This is a genomic window from Bifidobacterium sp. W8114 (assembly GCF_016101165.1).
In the GTDB taxonomy this organism is placed as follows: Bacteria; Actinomycetota; Actinomycetes; order Actinomycetales; family Bifidobacteriaceae; genus Bombiscardovia; species Bombiscardovia asteroides.
On record NZ_JACFRA010000006.1, the window covers coordinates 34,747 to 51,631 of the forward strand.

General features: G+C 61.2%; 13 protein-coding genes. 3 read left to right on the forward strand and 10 right to left on the reverse strand.

The features are described from left to right. Nucleotide 1: 1 nt before the first annotated feature. Genes H3T89_RS07945 through nagA form a run of 3 tightly spaced genes read left to right on the forward strand, consistent with a single transcriptional unit; the run spans nucleotide 2 to nucleotide 3,215 of the window. Entirely contained in the window at nucleotides 2-1,108 is a 1,107-nt protein-coding gene (locus tag H3T89_RS07945; RefSeq protein ID WP_198216752.1) for an ROK family protein, read from the forward strand. Next, on the forward strand, nucleotides 1,105-1,893 hold the full coding sequence (gene nagB, locus H3T89_RS07950) for a glucosamine-6-phosphate deaminase (RefSeq protein WP_198216753.1): 789 nt from the start codon (nucleotides 1,105-1,107) through the stop codon (nucleotides 1,891-1,893). The genes H3T89_RS07945 and nagB overlap by 4 nt, the downstream gene beginning before the upstream one ends. Nucleotides 1,894-1,907: 14 nt before the next feature. After that, on the forward strand, nucleotides 1,908-3,215 hold the full coding sequence (gene nagA / locus H3T89_RS07955) for an N-acetylglucosamine-6-phosphate deacetylase (protein WP_198216754.1): 1,308 nt from the start codon (nucleotides 1,908-1,910) through the stop codon (nucleotides 3,213-3,215). A 20-nt stretch (nucleotides 3,216-3,235) separates the two neighbouring features. Here the strand turns inward: nagA and H3T89_RS07960 are convergent, their stop codons facing one another. The 10 genes from H3T89_RS07960 to H3T89_RS08005 all read right to left on the reverse strand — a co-directional run bounded on the left by H3T89_RS07960 (nucleotide 3,236) and on the right by H3T89_RS08005 (nucleotide 16,725). Next, complete coding sequence (locus H3T89_RS07960) at nucleotides 3,236-4,078, reverse strand: ABC transporter ATP-binding protein (RefSeq protein WP_198216755.1); 843 nt, start codon at nucleotides 4,076-4,078, stop codon at nucleotides 3,236-3,238. Between the two features lie 132 nt (nucleotides 4,079-4,210). After that, entirely contained in the window at nucleotides 4,211-6,043 is a 1,833-nt protein-coding gene (locus tag H3T89_RS07965) for a hypothetical protein (protein WP_198216756.1), read from the reverse strand. Nucleotides 6,044-6,292: 249 nt separating this feature from the next. Beyond that, nucleotides 6,293-7,468 carry a sensor histidine kinase gene (locus H3T89_RS07970; RefSeq protein WP_198216757.1) on the reverse strand — a complete coding sequence of 392 codons (1,176 nt, stop codon included), beginning with the start codon at nucleotides 7,466-7,468 and terminating at the stop codon, nucleotides 6,293-6,295. Beyond that, complete coding sequence (locus H3T89_RS07975; protein WP_198216758.1) at nucleotides 7,465-8,124, reverse strand: response regulator transcription factor; 660 nt, start codon at nucleotides 8,122-8,124, stop codon at nucleotides 7,465-7,467. Before H3T89_RS07975 ends, H3T89_RS07970 begins: the two co-directional genes overlap by 4 nt. A 47-nt stretch (nucleotides 8,125-8,171) precedes the next feature. Then, nucleotides 8,172-9,107: a zinc metalloprotease HtpX gene (htpX, locus tag H3T89_RS07980; RefSeq protein ID WP_046322188.1), complete on the reverse strand. Its 936-nt coding sequence runs from the start codon at nucleotides 9,105-9,107 to the stop codon at nucleotides 8,172-8,174. 81 nt (nucleotides 9,108-9,188) lie between these two features. Then, nucleotides 9,189-9,782 (reverse strand): DUF4411 family protein, encoded by a 594-nt coding sequence (locus tag H3T89_RS07985; RefSeq protein WP_198216759.1) that lies wholly within the window; start codon nucleotides 9,780-9,782, stop codon nucleotides 9,189-9,191. Next, complete coding sequence (locus tag H3T89_RS07990; RefSeq protein WP_198216760.1) at nucleotides 9,779-10,960, reverse strand: ImmA/IrrE family metallo-endopeptidase; 1,182 nt, start codon at nucleotides 10,958-10,960, stop codon at nucleotides 9,779-9,781. Before H3T89_RS07990 ends, H3T89_RS07985 begins: the two co-directional genes overlap by 4 nt. A 163-nt stretch (nucleotides 10,961-11,123) precedes the next feature. Further along, nucleotides 11,124-12,590: an FAD-dependent oxidoreductase gene (locus H3T89_RS07995; protein WP_198216774.1), complete on the reverse strand. Its 1,467-nt coding sequence runs from the start codon at nucleotides 12,588-12,590 to the stop codon at nucleotides 11,124-11,126. Nucleotides 12,591-12,708: 118 nt separating this feature from the next. After that, nucleotides 12,709-14,676, reverse strand: a complete 1,968-nt coding sequence (locus tag H3T89_RS08000; RefSeq protein ID WP_198216761.1) for a heavy metal translocating P-type ATPase — start codon at nucleotides 14,674-14,676, stop codon at nucleotides 12,709-12,711. Nucleotides 14,677-14,847: 171 nt separating this feature from the next. Then, on the reverse strand, nucleotides 14,848-16,725 hold the full coding sequence (locus H3T89_RS08005) for a S1C family serine protease (RefSeq protein ID WP_198216762.1): 1,878 nt from the start codon (nucleotides 16,723-16,725) through the stop codon (nucleotides 14,848-14,850). Between the last annotated feature and the right edge of the window lie 160 nt (nucleotides 16,726-16,885).

Here is a 16,885-nt window from a genome sequence, read left to right on the forward strand (position 1 = left end):
CATGGCAGCATCGACCCCGCATCCCGAGGCGGATACAGATAGCGTCCAGGCTGGCCCGATCAGCCTAGGAATTGACATTGGCGGTACCAAGATCGAAGGCGTGGCCATGGATGGCGACAAGCACATGCTGGCCAGCTTTCGAATCCCCACGCGCAAGGGGAACCAAGCGGTTTATGACGACACGGTGACGCTTATCCGCCACCTGCTGGATCAGTTGGGCCCGAACCAGGGTACGGCCACCGTGGGCCTAGGCATCCCGGGACGTGTGGATGCCAACCGGGGAATAGTGGATGACGCGGTCAACCTGGGCATCCGTCACATGGCTCTGGGCCCTGCCGTCGCCAGGGCGACCGGCCTACCTGTCCGCGTCGAGAACGATGTCAACATCGCTGCGCTGGGAGCCGCATCGCAGGCCGATGACACACTGGTGGCCCCTGGAACCACACCCCACTCCGAGGCTGCCCGGGACCAGTCCCGACGCCCCGCATCAGAGCCTGGGCGTGATGGGCCCAGGGCCCTGCCCGACCAAGACGACCACGTAGTGGCCTTCATCAACCTAGGCACCGGTCTGGCAGCGGGCATCATTCGAGAGGGTCGGATCGAACACGGAGCCAGCGGGGCAATCGGCGAAATTGGCCACATCTCAGTGGATCACCATCGGTTTCCCTGCAAGTGCGGCCAGTGTGGCTGCCTGGAGACCGTGGCTTCAGGTTCGGCAGCGGAAGCCCTTTGGCCGGGAATCGCCCACCCCATGCCTGACCTGATTGCCCAGGCAAGCCAAGGGAACCAGCACGCCCAGGAAGTCGAGGACATCATCGGCCATGGCATTGCCCTGGCCGTACAGATTGTGGCCCTGACCATCGATCCCGCAGTCATCATCCTGGGCGGCGGCATGAGCAAAATCGGCCAGCCGCTGCTGGATCTGGTCACCGAACATCTGAATAGAAGTGCAGCCTGCAGCCACTTCATCGCCTCGCTGAGTCTGCCAGACCGGCTGCGTCTGGCCCCGGCCGACCTGCCCATCGCAGCCATCGGCGCAGCCTTGGCAGGACGCATGGCCGCCGACAGTCGCCCATCTGACTTTATTGGAAAGGAAATCGCATCATGACCGAAATCATCATCGTCAAGTCCCAGGAGGAAGCCGGCAAAATCTATGCCCGCTACACAGCCGACCTGATCCGGCGCAAGCCTGACTGCGTGCTGGGTCTGGCCACGGGGTCCAGTCCCCTGGCGGCATACCAAGCGCTTGCCGATCTGGTCCGCAAGGAGAAGATTGACGTCTCCCAGGTGCGCGGCTTCGCCTTGGACGAGTACGCGGGGCTGGATCCTGCCCACCCCCAGTCCTACCGTTCCACCATCGACCGAACCGTGGTCGAGCCTCTGGGCCTGGACCCTGCCAAGGTGCAGGTGCCAAATGGAAACCTGGACACCATCAAGGACGCTGGCCGCGTGTACGACCAGGCAATCGAGGATGCCGGCGGAGTCGACCTGCAGATCCTGGGCATCGGCACAGACGGGCACATTGGCTTCAATGAGCCTGGATCCTCCCTGGCCTCGGGCACCCGCATCAAGACACTGACCGAGCAGACCCGCATCGACAATGCCCGATTCTTCGACAATGACATGGATCAGGTGCCCACCCACTGCATCACCCAGGGCATCGGGACCATCCTCAAAGCACGCCAGCTGGTCCTCCTGGCCTTCGGTGCCGGGAAGGCAGAAGCCGTGGCCGAGAGCGTAGAGGGCGGCATATCATCCTTCTGCCCGGCCTCCGCCCTCCAGATGCATCCCCACGCCACCGTAATCGTGGACGAGGCCGCCGCCTCCCGCCTGCGCAACCGCGATTACTACAAGTGGGCATATACCAACAAGCCTGACTGGCAGTCCATCTAGAAGGCAAACCAAACATGTCCAAGGAAGCATACGAGTCGGCGGGGCTCGCGGTTGAATCATCCCTCCACGGACCGGCCCATCCCCTTGTCCTGACTGGCGCAAGGCTGATAGACGCTCGAGGAATCAGGGAAAACAGCTGGATTTTGACCCTGGATGGCAGGATTGAGCAGGTCGGGCAAGGCAGAGAGAGCCTGGAATCCGCCCTGAGGGCCGCTGGGCTGCCCAGCCTGCCCCCCTCCTTCCAGCCTGGATCAGATGCCCATGACGTGAATGTGGACGGTGCTGAGTTCATCGATGCAGCCAGCTTCATCCTCACCCCCGGGTTCATCGACATCCACTCCCACGGCGGCTGGGTTCACTCCTTCGATGACGGGGACGAGGCCATTCGCACAGCCAGGGCCTGCCATATGGTCCATGGAACCACCAGACAGGTGCTCAGCCTGATCACCAATCCGGTCGACACGATGTGCACCAATCTGCGCTCAGTCAAGAGGGTCATGGACTCCAGGCCCGACTTGCTGGGCGCCCACTTGGAAGGGCCCTTCATCGCACTCTCCCGTAAGGGCGCGCACGATCCCAAATGCCTGCGCGATCCTGAGCCAGCGGTTCTTGACAATCTCCTGGAGGCTGCCGACGGTTGCATACGCCAGGTGACCCTGGCCCCCGAGCGCGACCATGGCTACGAGGCCATATCCCGCCTGGCCGAGTCCGGTGTGGTGCCTGCGGTTGGCCATTGCGATGCCGACTATGACCAGACCCGCCGCGCATTCGATGCCGGCGCCCGTATACTCACTCATGTTTTCAACGCCATGAACGGCATCCACCACCGTCAGCCGGGCCCCATTCCAGCCGCCGTGGAGGACCGCCGGGTTACAGCCGAGCTGATCAACGACGGTTTCCATGTGCAGGACCCCTGCGTCGACCTGGCCTTCAGGCTCTTCCCCCATCGGATAGCCCTGGTCACCGACGCCATGGAGGCCACCGGCTGCGAGGACGGCGCCTACAAGCTGGGTTCCCTGGATGTAACAGTGAAGGGCGGCCACGCCCGTCTGACCTCCAACGGGGCCATCGCCGGCTCAACCCTGACCCTGGATGTGGCAGTCGGCAGAGCTATCCAGGCCATCGGCCTGCCAGCCCCCCAGGCCGTGGAAGCCGCCACGCTGACACCTGCCCGGGCCCTGGGACTGGACCGCTCCAACCCGATCACCGGTGCTCCGCTGGGTCTGCTGGCACCCGGCTATGCGGCCGACCTCCTCCTCCTGAACCCAGCTGACTGGTCCGTCAAAACCGTGGTCTGTAACGGGCACAGAATTCAGCTTTGAATCGACCTCAGCGGCTCCTCCTACTCCGACCCGGACAGAAGGAGCCGCTCTATATCCTCTTGATCCATATGGGGATAGGAACCGCAAATCCTCCCATCCTGCATATACAGAATTCTGTCGGCCCTGGAAGCCACCCTGGCATCATGAGTAACCAGAAGGCTGGCCTTGAGTCCCGCACTCATGGCTGCTTGGATGGCATCAAGGGTGTCCTCACGGGCTCTGGGATCCAGATTGCCGGTGGGCTCATCCGCGAAGAGAACCTGCGCATCCATGATCATGGCCCGAGCGATGGCCACCCGCTGCTGTTGACCTCCTGACAGCTCGCCCACCTTTCGCCTCATTACACCGGTCGGCAGGTCCACACAGGCCAGAGCCCGACGTACAGCACCATCATCGGTGGCTGAACCATTCAAGGACCGCGGCAGGATGATATTCTCGGCGACCGTCAAAGAATCGACCAGCATGTAATCCTGAAAAATGAAGGCGAATTCGGTCCTGCGAAGCCTTGCCCGGCGAAAATCCGGCTGCCGAGCAATATCCCGATGCTCATACCAGATCTGACCTCGCAAGGGGGTCAGGATGCCGGCAAGCAGCTTGAGCACAGTGGACTTCCCGCATCCCGAGGGTCCAATCAGGGCCGCAATACAGCCATCTTGCAGTTCTATATTGACTGGCCCGATTTGAGGTGCCGGCCCATTCCTGTCATACGACTTTCCCAGCAGACGATGCCTGCGTCGTCCATTTTCCGAGTAGTCGTAGCAAACGGACCTGGCCCGCAAGACCGTACCGCCACCATCCGGGCCCACACCCTGGGCAGTTACCTGAGATTTTCTTGCATCCCATCCATCATGTCCTGTTTCCATACATCCCTCCTTCTCACGCCCAGCCTTCTTACACGCAATTTTCAAAACATCCGCTCACAACCGCCGAATGTAAGACTCCGTCTCATTTCATGGCGCTCTCACTTATTTCCAGTCCACCACAGGCTGCTTTGCTCATCCCTGACAGACCAGACGAACATAGGAAATCATGTGGGCGACCAGGGCCACCAGCCCCATCGCCAGGACCACCGCCAGAAGCAGACCCAGCTGCCCAGCGGGACAGTAAAAGGAGATACCTCCATAGAGTTCGACTGACTGCGGGTGAGAGCAGAGGTTGACAACCAGGAGCGAACCGGCGCAGGCCAGCAGGAAGGCCGGCAAGACTTCGCTCAGGTACCTTAACGTCCCACTGCATCCGTACCGCCAGACTCCCAAATCAAGAAGGACGGCCACGGCCCTGGTTCTACGCCTCTCCTCAACCATGGTGAAGATCAGCGACAGGACGCCCACGGCACATATGACCAAGACCGGGTAGACGATGACGGCCATTTCCTTCATCCCCTCCCCTCCGGTCTGTGCATAGATCTTGCCAGTCGGCAGATTCGCCACCCATGCTTCAGCCGTCTGGTCAACGACCCCTGTCGGCACCTCCCGGCCACCCACCTGTGACGAAACCAGAGCCAGGGGAGTGCGCCCGCCCCAACGTTCATATCCGGTCTTCCATGCATTTCGGGAGGTAGAAGTAGATAGATGCGAGGGGATGAAGTACTGACCCATTCCACCCGGCAGGTCAGCTATAGCCGCAATCCGACTCCGTCGAGCTGGTCCGTTCCCATCATCAATACAGACCGGCGCACCGAGGGACAGACCCGCACCCACCTCCGGACTGGAAGCCACTACCCCATCGAGCCCGTCCAATCCTGTACTATCCCGCGCAGGATGCAGGGCTGCCGACGGAAAAATCCGACTCAGATCGCCATCTATTTGAAGGCGTGAGGCACCACGATAGTAGGAGGCGGCCCGGCGTATTTGCCGGTCGCATCCCGCACCGTCCTTTGCCATAGGCACTACGGTGGCAGGAGCCAGAATAAGAGGATCAGTATCGCGCGACCGAACATAGGCAGCCCAATGATCCAGGGCCCCTCGGTCACTGCCGACCGGGCTGATCACAGACCCTCCTGCCAGAGCCGTGGTCAGAGAGGCGCGCGCATTGGCATCGCTGTATCCCAAGAATCCGAAAAGTCCGCAGGCAACTGCAGTGGCGACGACCACCATCGTGAAGAGCGAGGCCGCCCTAGTGGTCTCCTGATTGCGCAAAGCCAAGGTGACCACAGGACCTTTTGGGTAACCCGCCATGATGACCCCCGCTGCTCGGTTCAATAGGGGTCTGCCCACTCTTATCAAGGCCCATGCCAAGAGAGGAATCAAAAAGATGCCCATACCGCCGGCGGCCGCTCCAGTCCCCTTTAGGTAGATCATCATGCAAGTCGCAAGGACCACCATGAGCATGGCCGCAGTAGACAGGGCGCGGTGCCGTCTCCCGGAAGAGCGGGGCATGGACTGCAAATCGGGCCGAGCTCGGATGACCCTCACTGCAGCCAATATGGCGCCCAGACATTGGCACAAAACGGAAAGCAGGACCGTCATAAGAATGTAGGAGAGGTTTGGCAGGATGCCATGCTCCGGCAAAAGCATGTCCAGCCGTGCCATGGCAGGCCTTGCCAGAGGCTTCATCAGCTCGCCCAGAGCCACGCCAATGAGGCCTGAGAAGGCAGCCATGAGACCTTGGACGGCCAGTATCGAGCCCAGGAGCCGACAGGGGGAGGCGCCCAGCAGACGGATGCGCATGAGCCTGTCCCATTGAGCAGTGAAGGCATGGTCGCTGATGGTCTTGGAAACGGAAGCTGAAGACGTCAGAAAGATGGCTACCATGACTACCGGAGTGGCCGAATCGGCACCCTCTCCTCCCCGGACCATAGCCTCAAGAACCAGGAGAATCAAGGCCATGGGACAGGCTCCAGCCAGGATGTTCAGGATTTGCAGGCCGCGGTTTCCCCTCCACAAGGAATTCACCAGGCGGATGTACCCGATCCTAATACTCCGCCCCTCAGCCCCTTCCGTTCCGGGTCCTTTCCTTTCACCGCCTATTGCTGCCCATTGCATAGGGCCAAGCTATATCGACGGATAGTGGAGATGCTACCGACAGATGTCACCATCAGGAGGACAAATGTCACTGCGTCCGCTGCACCGCAGAAGTTACCTGCAAGAATCCGCGGTCAATGGAAGGGAGAGTATTACCCGGGTACCTCGGGAAGACTCCGCTGTCTCTGCCGGTCCTACCTGCAGGAAGCCGCCCAAGTCCTTTACCCTCTGCTCAAGGGAGGACAGGCCGAAGCCCGGCACAAACCGACCAGACCCTTTGCCAGGACCCACCCCGTCGTCCGTCACACACAGGCGAAGGGTTCTCGGTGCCAGATCAATAACAATCGAGGCGGAGGAGGCATGGGCGTGACGGACCACGTTGGTCAAAGTCTCCTGCAAGGCCCGGTAGATAAGGACCTTATTCTGCGATGACAGGCCCTCCAGGCTCCCATTCACCGTAGCGGTCACATGCAGACCTGTGGATTCAAAGGAGTCTGCCAGACCGACAATCGACTCCTTGGTCAGCTCCCCGCCAAAGGCAGCCGGGTTCAAAGCCCTGGCCTGCTGACGTACCTGAGCCAGTGCCTTCTTATCGATGTCTTCGGCCTTGATCACATGGGTGAGGGCCCGGTCGATGGATGAACCCTTGTGCAGGGTCCTTTGCGCCGCCTCAAGCTCCATGTGCATGGCCGATAGGTACTGACCAATCGAATCATGCATCTGCGAGGCCATCTCTGCCCGCTCCTTAGCTAGGGCCAGGCTCTCTATTGTGAGCGACTGCCTGGCGAGCTGCCGGTTCTTTTCAATGAGCAGACGGCTGGCCCGTGCGTAAAAGAGGAAAGCCACCGCGAAGAAGACGATCAGAGCCAGGTTCAGGACCGTATCGCCCCAGGAGTCCCGTCGCCATTCTCCCCTCCATGCCATATGCAGAATGTAGACCCCTATTTCCCCTCCTACTGCGACCCAGGTCCAGATCTCCGGAAAGGCGAAGAGAACATCCACGGTCACGATGGTGGTGAGAAACATCTGCGGCGGATTGTCGAAGAGAGTGGCTGACAGACAAACCGCGATGAGAAGGCCCCCACAAATGAGGGCAGGAATACGTCGCCGAATCAGCCTATAACCCAGCCAGGCCGACACCATGACCGTCTGGAAGAGGAAGAAGTTGAGAGGATTGCCATATTTTGACCACAGGAAGGAGCAGCAGAACGAAGCGACCTCCACCAGGCCCACGTATGGGAGGGACCCTGGTTTCCGCTCCTGAGACGACTCAGTTTCTGACGGGCTCATGACCGCCTTGAGGTCATGGCCAACTCGGTGCGATTGCGCACGCCGGTTTTGTCGAAAATGCTACTGATGCGGTTTCTGACCGTGCCCAGGGATAGGCAGAGATGATCGGCAATCTCCCTGTTGGTTAAACCAGCCACAATCATGTCGATGATCTGACGGTCAGTCCGATCGAAGTCGTCGGCTACGTCGACTCCTCCCGCTGCTTTGACAGGCTGCGACGGTTCGCCTTCCCTGCTGATGAGGTCCATCAGCCTACCCGACTCTGCAGTCCCGAGGACGCGTTCACCCCTATAGACCCTATGCACGGTGCCGATGATCTCCTCTGCATCGGCGTCTTTGAGCAGGTGCCCATATGCTCCAGCCTTGATGCTTCCCACAAGGTTCTCATCCTCGTCGAATGCCGTCAGTGCGATGCATCGGGCTTTCAGTCCTCTCTTACGCAAGATGTCGATGAGGCGAATCCCGTCAATGTCAGGCATACGGCAGTCAACCAGGGCCACATCGACATCTCTCAGGCGAGGGTGCTCCAGAAGCTCCCGGGCACTGGCTGCATCCGCGACAATGTTGATATCGTCCTCATCAGCCAGTATCGAGACCAGTCCTGCTCTGACCAGCTCCTGATCGTCGACGATGGCCAGATTGATGGTCTCCGTCATCCCAGGCATCATCTCCTATCGACAGGGACGCAAAACTGCTCGACCTCTCAGTACCCCACCTGAGCTCCATGCCCGGAATTCACCTGGGTCTGCCCCATCTCCTGACTCATCTGCATCAGGCGGGCGATGCGCTCATCGGTGGGCGGATGAGTGGAGAAGAGCCTGCTGAATCCTTTGACCGAGAAGGGGTTCTCGATCATCATGGCGGCGGCGCTCTGGGTACCGGCGGTCTGCGGCATAGGCGCAGCCTGAGACCCATAGGATATTTTGTTCAGCGCCGACGCCAGAGCCGCCGGATCCCCAGTCAGCCGGCTGCCGTCCTCGTCGGCGTCATACTCACGGGTGCGCGAAATGGCCATCTGGATCAGGGAAGCACCCAGAGGGGCCAGAATCGAGCTGATCAGCACGCCCAGGAGGCCGAAGACGCCGGAATCACTATCCCTGTCCCGGCTGTCACCGCCGAAATACATGAGGGAGTAACCCAGGTAGGTGATGACCGTGGCCATGGCCGAAGCCACAGCTGAAGTGAGGATGTCGTGGTTGTAGACGTGCATGAGTTCGTGGCCCAGCACCCCGCGAATCTCCCGCTCGTTGAGGATGCGCAGAATCCCCTGGGTGCAGCAGACGGCGGCATGGCGCTCGTTGCGACCTGTGGCGAAAGCGTTGGGCGAGTCAGTGGGGGCAATGTAGATGCGGGGCATGGGCTTACCGGCCCTCCCCGACAGCTCTCGGACGATCCGGTAGAGGTCGGGGGCCTCCTGCTCGCTGACCGGCCGGGCATGCATGGATGCAATCGCCACCTTGTCGGAGAACCAGTAGGACCCGAAAGTGGTGGCCAGGCCTATAAGGATATAGATGCCCAGCGTCCCCTGGCGACCGCCAGTCAGCCACCAGATGAGCATGATAACGGCCCACATGAGGGCGAACAAAAGCGTCGTTTTAAGGCCGTTGAAATGTCCGTGAACCTTCAGCTTGCCATTCATGGATTCCATGGTAGACAATACCGCTGAATTTTTGCTGAACGACCGCTGAAAAGATGGGGCTGCCGATGTCCCCCTCTTTGTTCAGAACAATACGATTGGATCTACGCTCTTCCTGTCACGAGGCTTAGGAACATATTGGGCCTTCTTCAACCTCCCGTTGGCATCGAAGAATCGCCGAAGATTCATGGTCTTCACCCCAAACTGGTCTGCGATGTTGGGAATCTTGGGCTCTTTCTTCATGTGCTGCCCCTGTTGCAGCGGAACTCGGGCCTCATCCGTCACAATGACCGCCCCTTCGACCTTGGCAACGGCAATCAGCCAGGGATCCGCCTTGTCCTCTGACTCCCAGTATTGGCGCGACCCTTCCGTATACTGCCCGCAGGTGACCAGATAATCCTGGATTTTCGCATAGACCTGTGCATACCTGTCGTCCTTGTGGCTTATTTGGCGGCCTTTGAACACTGCACGCACCCAAAGAGCCAACATATCGGGATCAGCGGCCTGCTCGTTGACCAGCTCGTCGTAGACGACATCCACCATGGCAATCACCCTGTCCTCAGCCAGCTTTTCCATCCATCGCCAGAAGGGGTGGAACTCCTTGTAGTCGAAAGGATGGTTGAGCCGGTAGGAGGCGATGAAGACGTTGGAATCGGGCAGGTAGAGAGTAGGGGTCATATCAGCTTCTTTTCACGAATCAAACCCTGATAAGACTGCGGAGAACGCACCCCCACCAGGTCGAAGCCCTCGGTCGGGGCCAATCTGCCCCCGTCCATGGCGGCATTGACCAGGCGGACGAAACCGGTGTCGACCCTGGATGCGTTGGTCCTGTTGCCATTGCCATGGGGTTCCCGATCCTGATGGCGAGTTGCCTTGTCCTGAAGATGCCGATTCATTCGTGCCTGCAGTTCCTCAAGCGTATCCTCGCCAGTCAAGCCGAACTGATGGGCTTGTATGCCCATAGCCAAGGCACTCAGGTGGAAGTCATCAGCTATGGACTCGGCGGCATCGGCAGGCTTTTGTCCCTCTTCCAACTGCTCTCGCCACACCTGCCGGAAGCGCTCATCGTCGATCACGGCCTTCACCACTGCCCGGTTTATAGCGCGCTCCATGACCTTGCGATCCCCTTGGCCGCCAATGCCGTCGAAGAGCTCCTGAGTGCCCAGCAATACGTGCCCCACCTCATGAATCAAGGTGAAGATCATGCCGTCAAAGGAATCGTTTCTGTTGATGAACACCAGCGGAGCCATGTCGTCGATCAGCACGAACCCGCGGAATTCCTGAAGATCCAGCTTTCGAGAACTCATGGAGCCCACCTGGGAGTTGAGCATGATCATAATGCCTGCATTAGAGGCCCGTTCCTTGATCTGACGGAAGCGGTCACTGGAATTGCCGCCCTCCCAGGTAGAGCGCACATCCAGTCCTAGGGTGGAGCGAAGCGCATCAGCCAGGGCGTCGTCCTGCTCTGCATCCCCTACCGACCCGACCAGCGGGTTAGCATCCAAACCGGATTCGAGCAATTCATCCCTGGCCCATTCCTGTCTGAATCGCATCTGGTCGATGGTGTCCTGCAGATTTTTGCTGGGCTGCACAGACGTATTGCCTACGGTACGGTACCGGACCAGGGGCTCAAGGCGGTGCCGGGGCACGACCGACCTGACCAAGGCGCCGAAAGGCACATGCAGGGCCCTGCTGAGCTGCTCAACCTTGTTGAAGGATACGGACACGGGTTCCTTGGATTCCAGCCAATCCGGCAACTGGCCAAGCCCCCGGCGCCGGGACAGGGCCACTGGATCGGCATCGCTCTCCTCAACGGCCCACTGGAGGGTGGCCGGGTAGAGAGTCAGGTTAGCCATGTCACGCTCCTTCGATTCAGTGAGGGCTCCTAGTAACAATGATACTTGCGCCAGGCCTATCCGTCCGCTGCGAGCGCCCAGTAGTCCAGATTAAAAACAGGGCCTGGATGAGGATTCATGAACCTCATCCAGGCCCTACCACTGACGGCCTATGGCCGATCGCCTACTCGCCGTGGGCGAGCTGGCGGAGCTGGTCGGGGTCGATGACCTTGATGTGCTCGCGGCCGACCTTAGCCCCTTCGGCTCGCTCGTAGGCATCCACCCGCTTCCAGCCGGCGAAGTCGATGGGCTGGATGCCCTTGTCAGCCAGGAAGCGATCAATCGAATCGTCGTCCCGGTCCTTGGCGAAGCGGCCGCGAGACGGGCTGGCAGCCAAGTCATCCAGCATGTTGCCGATGGTCTCCAGGGCATCGGACTTGGTGGACCCGATCAGGCCCACGGGTCCCCGCTTGGCCCAGCCCGTGGCGTAGAGCCGGTCGATAGGTCGACCATCCTGCCCTTCGGGAGCAGTAGTCACGCGACCGTGGACGTTGGAAAGAGTGTAGCCGGAGAAGTCGTAAGGAATGCCGGGAACCTCGGCAGGCTTGTAGCCGATGGCGTGGTAGACGGCCTGTACCGGATACTCCTCGTACTGGCTGGTCTCTTCCATGGTGCCCTCGGGCGTAACCTTGGTCTTCTCCACGCGAATGCCGGTCACCCTGCCGTCCTGGCCTATGATTGCGGCAGGCATCCGGTAGAAGTGCATATAGAAACGGCGGTCGGCGGGATTGCCTTCGAAGTCGACGCCGCCGTCCTCAGCCATGTCCTCGGCCATCTCCCTAATGGTGAAGAGCTCCTCCAGCATCTGCCGGGTCAGCTTGTCGGCACCGGCCCGGTCGATGGTCTCCTGATCCAGGTCGAAGTCCTCCTCGTCGATGACGATTTGCACTCCGGGCAGCTTCTCCAGCTCACGCAGTTCCTGGACCGAAAACTTGGCCTGGGCCGGACCGCGACGGATGAACATGTGCAGCTCACGGGCCTGGTTGCCCTGGATCCCCTGGTAGACATTATCGGGGATGTCCGTGCCCAGCAGGTCGTCGGCCCGGCGCATCAGGATTCTGGAGACATCCATGGCCACATTCCCGCCTCCGATAACGGCCACCTGCTTGGCATCCAGGGGCCAGTCCTGGTCAGCATCAGGATAGCCGTCATACCATTCGACGAAGTGGGCGGCACCGTGAACGCCATCAAGTTCGTGCCCGGCGATCTCCAGGGGGCGGTCGTCCACGGCGCCGGTGGCGAAGAGGACCACATCGTAGCGCTGAAGCAGATCATCCAAGTTGACGTCCTTGCCGAACTCCACATCCGCATAGAGGTGGATCTCGGGGTTGTCCAGGGTCTTCTCCAAGGCACCAGCTATGTATTTGATGCTGGGATGGTCCGGGGCCACGCCGTAACGGACCAGGCCGAAGGGAACAGGCAACTTCTCGAACAGATCGATTCGGGCCCTGTCGCCCAGACCCAGGTCTGCGCCCTTCTCCCGAAGTTGCCGCAGCAGGATGTCAGAGGCGTAGACCCCTGCAGGCCCCGCGCCTATGACGGCCACGCGCAGGGGGGAGTCGGCTTCCTCGCCGCGGGCCGGTGCGGGCATGGTGGAATCGTTGACATTATTATCGCTCATGCTTGTCAGCCTAACGCAAAGCGACTGCCGGGAACAGAGCAAATTGGGCTCCATCCCCGGGACTTTCACCAAGCGTCGCGAAAAGGCCTCAGTCCCGGTCTATCAGCGCAGTCAGGGCCCAGAGGATTGAAACCACGTCGATGGCCTCTTGCGTAAAGGCGCCGACAACCACCGGAATCAGATCGAAGGCGGCACAGAGCATGCCCACCGTGGCCAGGGTCAGCCCCAGCATGACCGCCTGGAGCATGACCCGCTTGGTCCTGCGTGCAATGGTGATTGACCTGGGCAGGCAGGCGATGTCGTCATTCATGATCACGGCCTGGGCGGACTCGGAGGCGGCCGTGGTGGTTCCGTCGGTGATGGCCATGCCCACGTCGGCCGCGGCCAGGACCGGGGCATCGTTGACCCCGTCCCCCACCATCAGGGTGATGGATTTGGTTACTGACTCACCAAGGAATTTGGACAGCCAGATGTCCCAGATGGGCTGCCGGTTGGGCTCCTCCTTGGAGGCCTTGGCAATCAGATCGGCCTTGTCCTCCGGGAAAAGACCGGCATGCACGTCGGTGATGCCCACCTGGTCGGCGATGATCCGGGCCGAGGCCTCCTTGTCACCGGTGACCATGGAGAGACGGGTGATGCCCAACTCCCGCAGCTGGGTAATGGTCCGGGCGGCATCCGACCTGGGCACGTCCTTCATGACTACCCTGGCGGCCAAGACCCCATCAATAGAGACGTAGGAGGCCATCTCATCAGGCGCCAGGGGGCCGAATAAATCACTTGAATGCCCGTCTGCCACGAACTGGGCCCTGCCCACCTTGACCTGGTGGCCGTCGACCTGGCCCTGTACCCCGTTGCCGGAGTCCTCCTGAACCTCCCGCGCATGCAGATGGGCCTCTCCCTTGCCCTGTGCCCGCAGTCGGTCCTGGGCGGCGGCTCCCGCTTCAGCGATCCCGTTGGCCAGAATGTGGACCGAGTAGGACTCCACAGCGCCCGCCATGGCCAGAATCCGGTCTGTATCGACCTTCTGCTTTTCACCGTATGGCAGGTCGATCTTGGACACCTGGGGACGTTTTACGGTCAACGTGCCGGTTTTGTCGAAAAAGATGTGCGAGACCCGGCCCAGATTCTCGATCACATCCTGGGTCTTGATCAGCAGCCCCGCCTTGGCCAGCCTTCCCGTCCCGGCCATGTAGGCCACAGGGGCGGCAATCAGCAGAGGGCAGGGGGTTGCCAGGACCAGAACCTGGGCGAACCGGGTCGGCACGCCGGAGATGATCCAGGCCACGCAGGCGATGATGAAGGCCACCACGGTGAAGGGGACCGCCATCAGGTCGGCTGTTCTGACGACTGCAGCCCGGGAGTTCTGGGCGGAGCGCACCAGGCTGAGGATTCGCTGGTACTGGGAGTCCCGCGCCAGCTGCCGGGCCCGCATCAGGAAGGTGCCCGAACCGTTGACCGCTCCGGACATGACCTGGGCGTCCTGGTAGAGCCTGCGGGGCATGGGCTCGCCGTTGATGGTGGACATGTCCAGGGTGGCGGTCGGGCTGATCAGCTCACCATCAACGGGCACGGTCTCGCCGGGCTTGACCACCAGGAGGTCGTTCAGACGGACCTTATCGACATCCACCGTGCTCCAGTCGCTCTCCTTGGGAAGGGCATGCTCCCCCTCTGGCAACTCTGCCTGGACCACATGGGCCACCTGGGGTGCAGCCTGGACCAGCACGGTCAAGTTGTTCTGCGCCTTGTTCCCTGCGTACTGCTCGATGGCGTCACCTGAGTAAAGCATGAGGACCACGGCCCAACTGGCCCAGTACTGCTGCACAGCGAGGGTGGAGAGGATGGCGACCACGGCCAGGATGTCCACGCCCACGTGGCCCTGGCGCACGTCATCGATCATCCCCTTGAGGGTATCCACCAACGAGACGGCCACCAGGACGGCGACCAGCCATTGGGCAGCCTGGCGATAGGGGTGCCAGAGCAGGCCCATGACCAGCCCGCAGACCAGCACCACCCAAAGCATGGGGACCTTCTTGGCGAAACCCAGGATTCTTGACATGACCACTTCCCCGCTCCGGACTTGTCGACCTGACAGCCGTAGCCGGATCACGGCTCTCTTCTGCTCTTGACATTTCAAGCCTATACCGCGCAGGGGTCAGCGATGGACGGCGGTATGACAAGGGGCCGCACCTGTCATCTGACGGATGCGGCCCCTGGGTTCAGTCCCGGATCACTGCCCGAAGAAGAAGCGGAAGGGATCCATGGAGTCATCGTCGTCGCCCGAACCGCCCTGGCCAGAGTCACCGTCCTGACCACTGCCGTCCGAGTTCCTCCTGTTGGTCCTGGGCTTGCCCTGGACGGTCTGCTCCTCGCTGTCCAGTGTGGCGCTCAATTCGGCGGTCTTGCCGTCGCGCACCACGGTGATCTTGACCGAATCGCCGAAGGCGGCAGCCCGGACGAAGCCCAGCAGGGAGTAGTTGTTGTTGACCGCATGGCCGTTGAAAGCCACGATGGTGTCGCCCGTCTTGATGCCCGCCTTGTCGGCCGGTGAGCCGGAGACCACCTTGGTGACCTTGGCCCCGCCTCGGGTTACCCCATCGGCCTGGGCCGTGCTGCTCTGGATGGTGACACCCAAGGAGACATGCTTGGCCTTGCCGTCCTTGATGATTTCATCGGCAATCCGCTTGACCAGGTTGGACGGGATGGCGAACCCGATGCCGATGGATCCCGCCTCGGACTTGGAGGAGGCCATGGATGCGATGGAGGAGTTGATCCCGATGACCTCGCCAGCCGCGTTGAAGGTTGGACCGCCTGAGTTGCCGGGGTTGATTGCCGCATCCAGCTGAACCGCGTTGGTCACGATGGGGTTGTTGTTGCTCTCGTCCATGACCGAGACCGGGCGGTTCAGAGCCGAGACGATGCCGGTGGTGGCCGTGTTCTCGTAGCCCAAGGGATTGCCAATGGCCATGACATTCTCGCCCACAGCCAGCTTTTCGGAGTCGGCGAACTTCACGGGCTTCAGGTCGGAGGGCGCATGATCCAGGCTGAGGATGGCCAGATCGGCCGTGGTGTCGGTGCCGACCACCTTGGCCGTGTACATCTGCCCATTGGAGAGGGTGACGTGAATCTCCTGGGCGCCATCGACTACGTGGTTGTTGGTGACCACATGGCCCTGGGTATCGAAGACCGCGCCCGATCCAGCCCCCACCCCGCTCTTGGTCTGCACCTGGATGGAGACCACGGACTCGGAGACCTGCTTGCTGATGGCCTGCCAGTCAGGAGCCTGCCCGCCCTGGACCTTGGCTGTGCCCTGGCCCGAGGAGTTGGAGGAGACCCCACTGAGCGAGGAGGACGAGGGCAGGGTGATCCATCCGTTGGACAGTGCCGCCCAACCCAGGCCCAGCATGAGGGCGGCAGCCACTAGTGCGGCCACCACGGCGGTGAAGACATACTTGCCCGTGCCGCTCATGTTGCTGCCGGCGTTGTTGGCTGGACCGGGCCGGCCGTTGGGGCCGCCGGAGCCGAAGGGCACGAACGGCCCCTGACCGGAGGGCTGGCCACCCTGGGGGTTCTGGCCGGCATTCTGACGGGGCTGGCCACCCTGACCGAACTGGCCAGGCTGCCCGTATTGTCCGAAGAAACCCTGCTGAGGACTGGAACCATACCCCTGGTTGTTGGGCTGCTGGTTCGGCTGCTGCTGACCCTGATCGTTGGCAGGCGGACGCGAGCCTGCTGGCGCGTAAGCTCCATATTCGGGCGCAGGCCGGTAGAAAGGCTGTTGCTGCGTCGGCGCATCCTGCCCCGTGGTCGAGCCGCTGGAAGCGAAGGCTGAAGTCCCGGTGCCGCTATCGTCATTCGACCCGTTTTCCGTAGTCGTAGGCCGGGCATCACCACCAGGCATGGTGATGGGGGTGGTGGGCCTCTGGTCCCAGGCCTGGGTCTGCTGGTCCCCTTCTTCTGTCGCAGGGACTTGAGCAGAGTCAGTCTGGTCCGTGGAAGCTCCCGTCTCCTGCTCTTGATCGGCGGCCCCGCGCTCGATGTGGCTTGGCTGCCAGGACTGATCGTCATCGCCGCCCCTCCAAGGGTCGGCCTTGTGCTCTTCAGCCATTTCTGCTCCTTTGGATCGATGCCGCTGCCTGCTATTCGGTCACGCTTGTCAATCTACCCCGTCGCCCGCGGTTTTTGCTGTTTCCGGCTGACAGGCGAAGCGGGTCCTCGCATGCATTGCTTCCAAGTCTAGAGCCGAAATGCTGAATGTTGTCTGAACA

Excerpts from the sequence above, each read along its gene's own strand:
- H3T89_RS07945 (WP_198216752.1), top strand. The coding sequence starts at position 2 with ATGGCAGCATCGACCCCGCATCCCGAGGCGGATACAGATAGCGTCCAG.
- nagB (WP_198216753.1), top strand. The coding sequence starts at position 1,105 with ATGACCGAAATCATCATCGTCAAGTCCCAGGAGGAAGCCGGCAAAATC.
- nagA (WP_198216754.1), top strand. The coding sequence starts at position 1,908 with ATGTCCAAGGAAGCATACGAGTCGGCGGGGCTCGCGGTTGAATCATCC.
- H3T89_RS07960 (WP_198216755.1), bottom strand. The coding sequence starts at position 4,078 with ATGGAAACAGGACATGATGGATGGGATGCAAGAAAATCTCAGGTAACT.
- H3T89_RS07965 (WP_198216756.1), bottom strand. The coding sequence starts at position 6,043 with ATGGCCTTGATTCTCCTGGTTCTTGAGGCTATGGTCCGGGGAGGAGAG.
- H3T89_RS07970 (WP_198216757.1), bottom strand. The coding sequence starts at position 7,468 with ATGAGCCCGTCAGAAACTGAGTCGTCTCAGGAGCGGAAACCAGGGTCC.
- H3T89_RS07975 (WP_198216758.1), bottom strand. The coding sequence starts at position 8,124 with ATGACGGAGACCATCAATCTGGCCATCGTCGACGATCAGGAGCTGGTC.
- htpX (WP_046322188.1), bottom strand. The coding sequence starts at position 9,107 with ATGAATGGCAAGCTGAAGGTTCACGGACATTTCAACGGCCTTAAAACG.
- H3T89_RS07985 (WP_198216759.1), bottom strand. The coding sequence starts at position 9,782 with ATGACCCCTACTCTCTACCTGCCCGATTCCAACGTCTTCATCGCCTCC.
- H3T89_RS07990 (WP_198216760.1), bottom strand. The coding sequence starts at position 10,960 with ATGGCTAACCTGACTCTCTACCCGGCCACCCTCCAGTGGGCCGTTGAG.
- H3T89_RS07995 (WP_198216774.1), bottom strand. The coding sequence starts at position 12,590 with ATGCCCGCACCGGCCCGCGGCGAGGAAGCCGACTCCCCCCTGCGCGTG.
- H3T89_RS08000 (WP_198216761.1), bottom strand. The coding sequence starts at position 14,676 with ATGTCAAGAATCCTGGGTTTCGCCAAGAAGGTCCCCATGCTTTGGGTG.
- H3T89_RS08005 (WP_198216762.1), bottom strand. The coding sequence starts at position 16,725 with ATGGCTGAAGAGCACAAGGCCGACCCTTGGAGGGGCGGCGATGACGAT.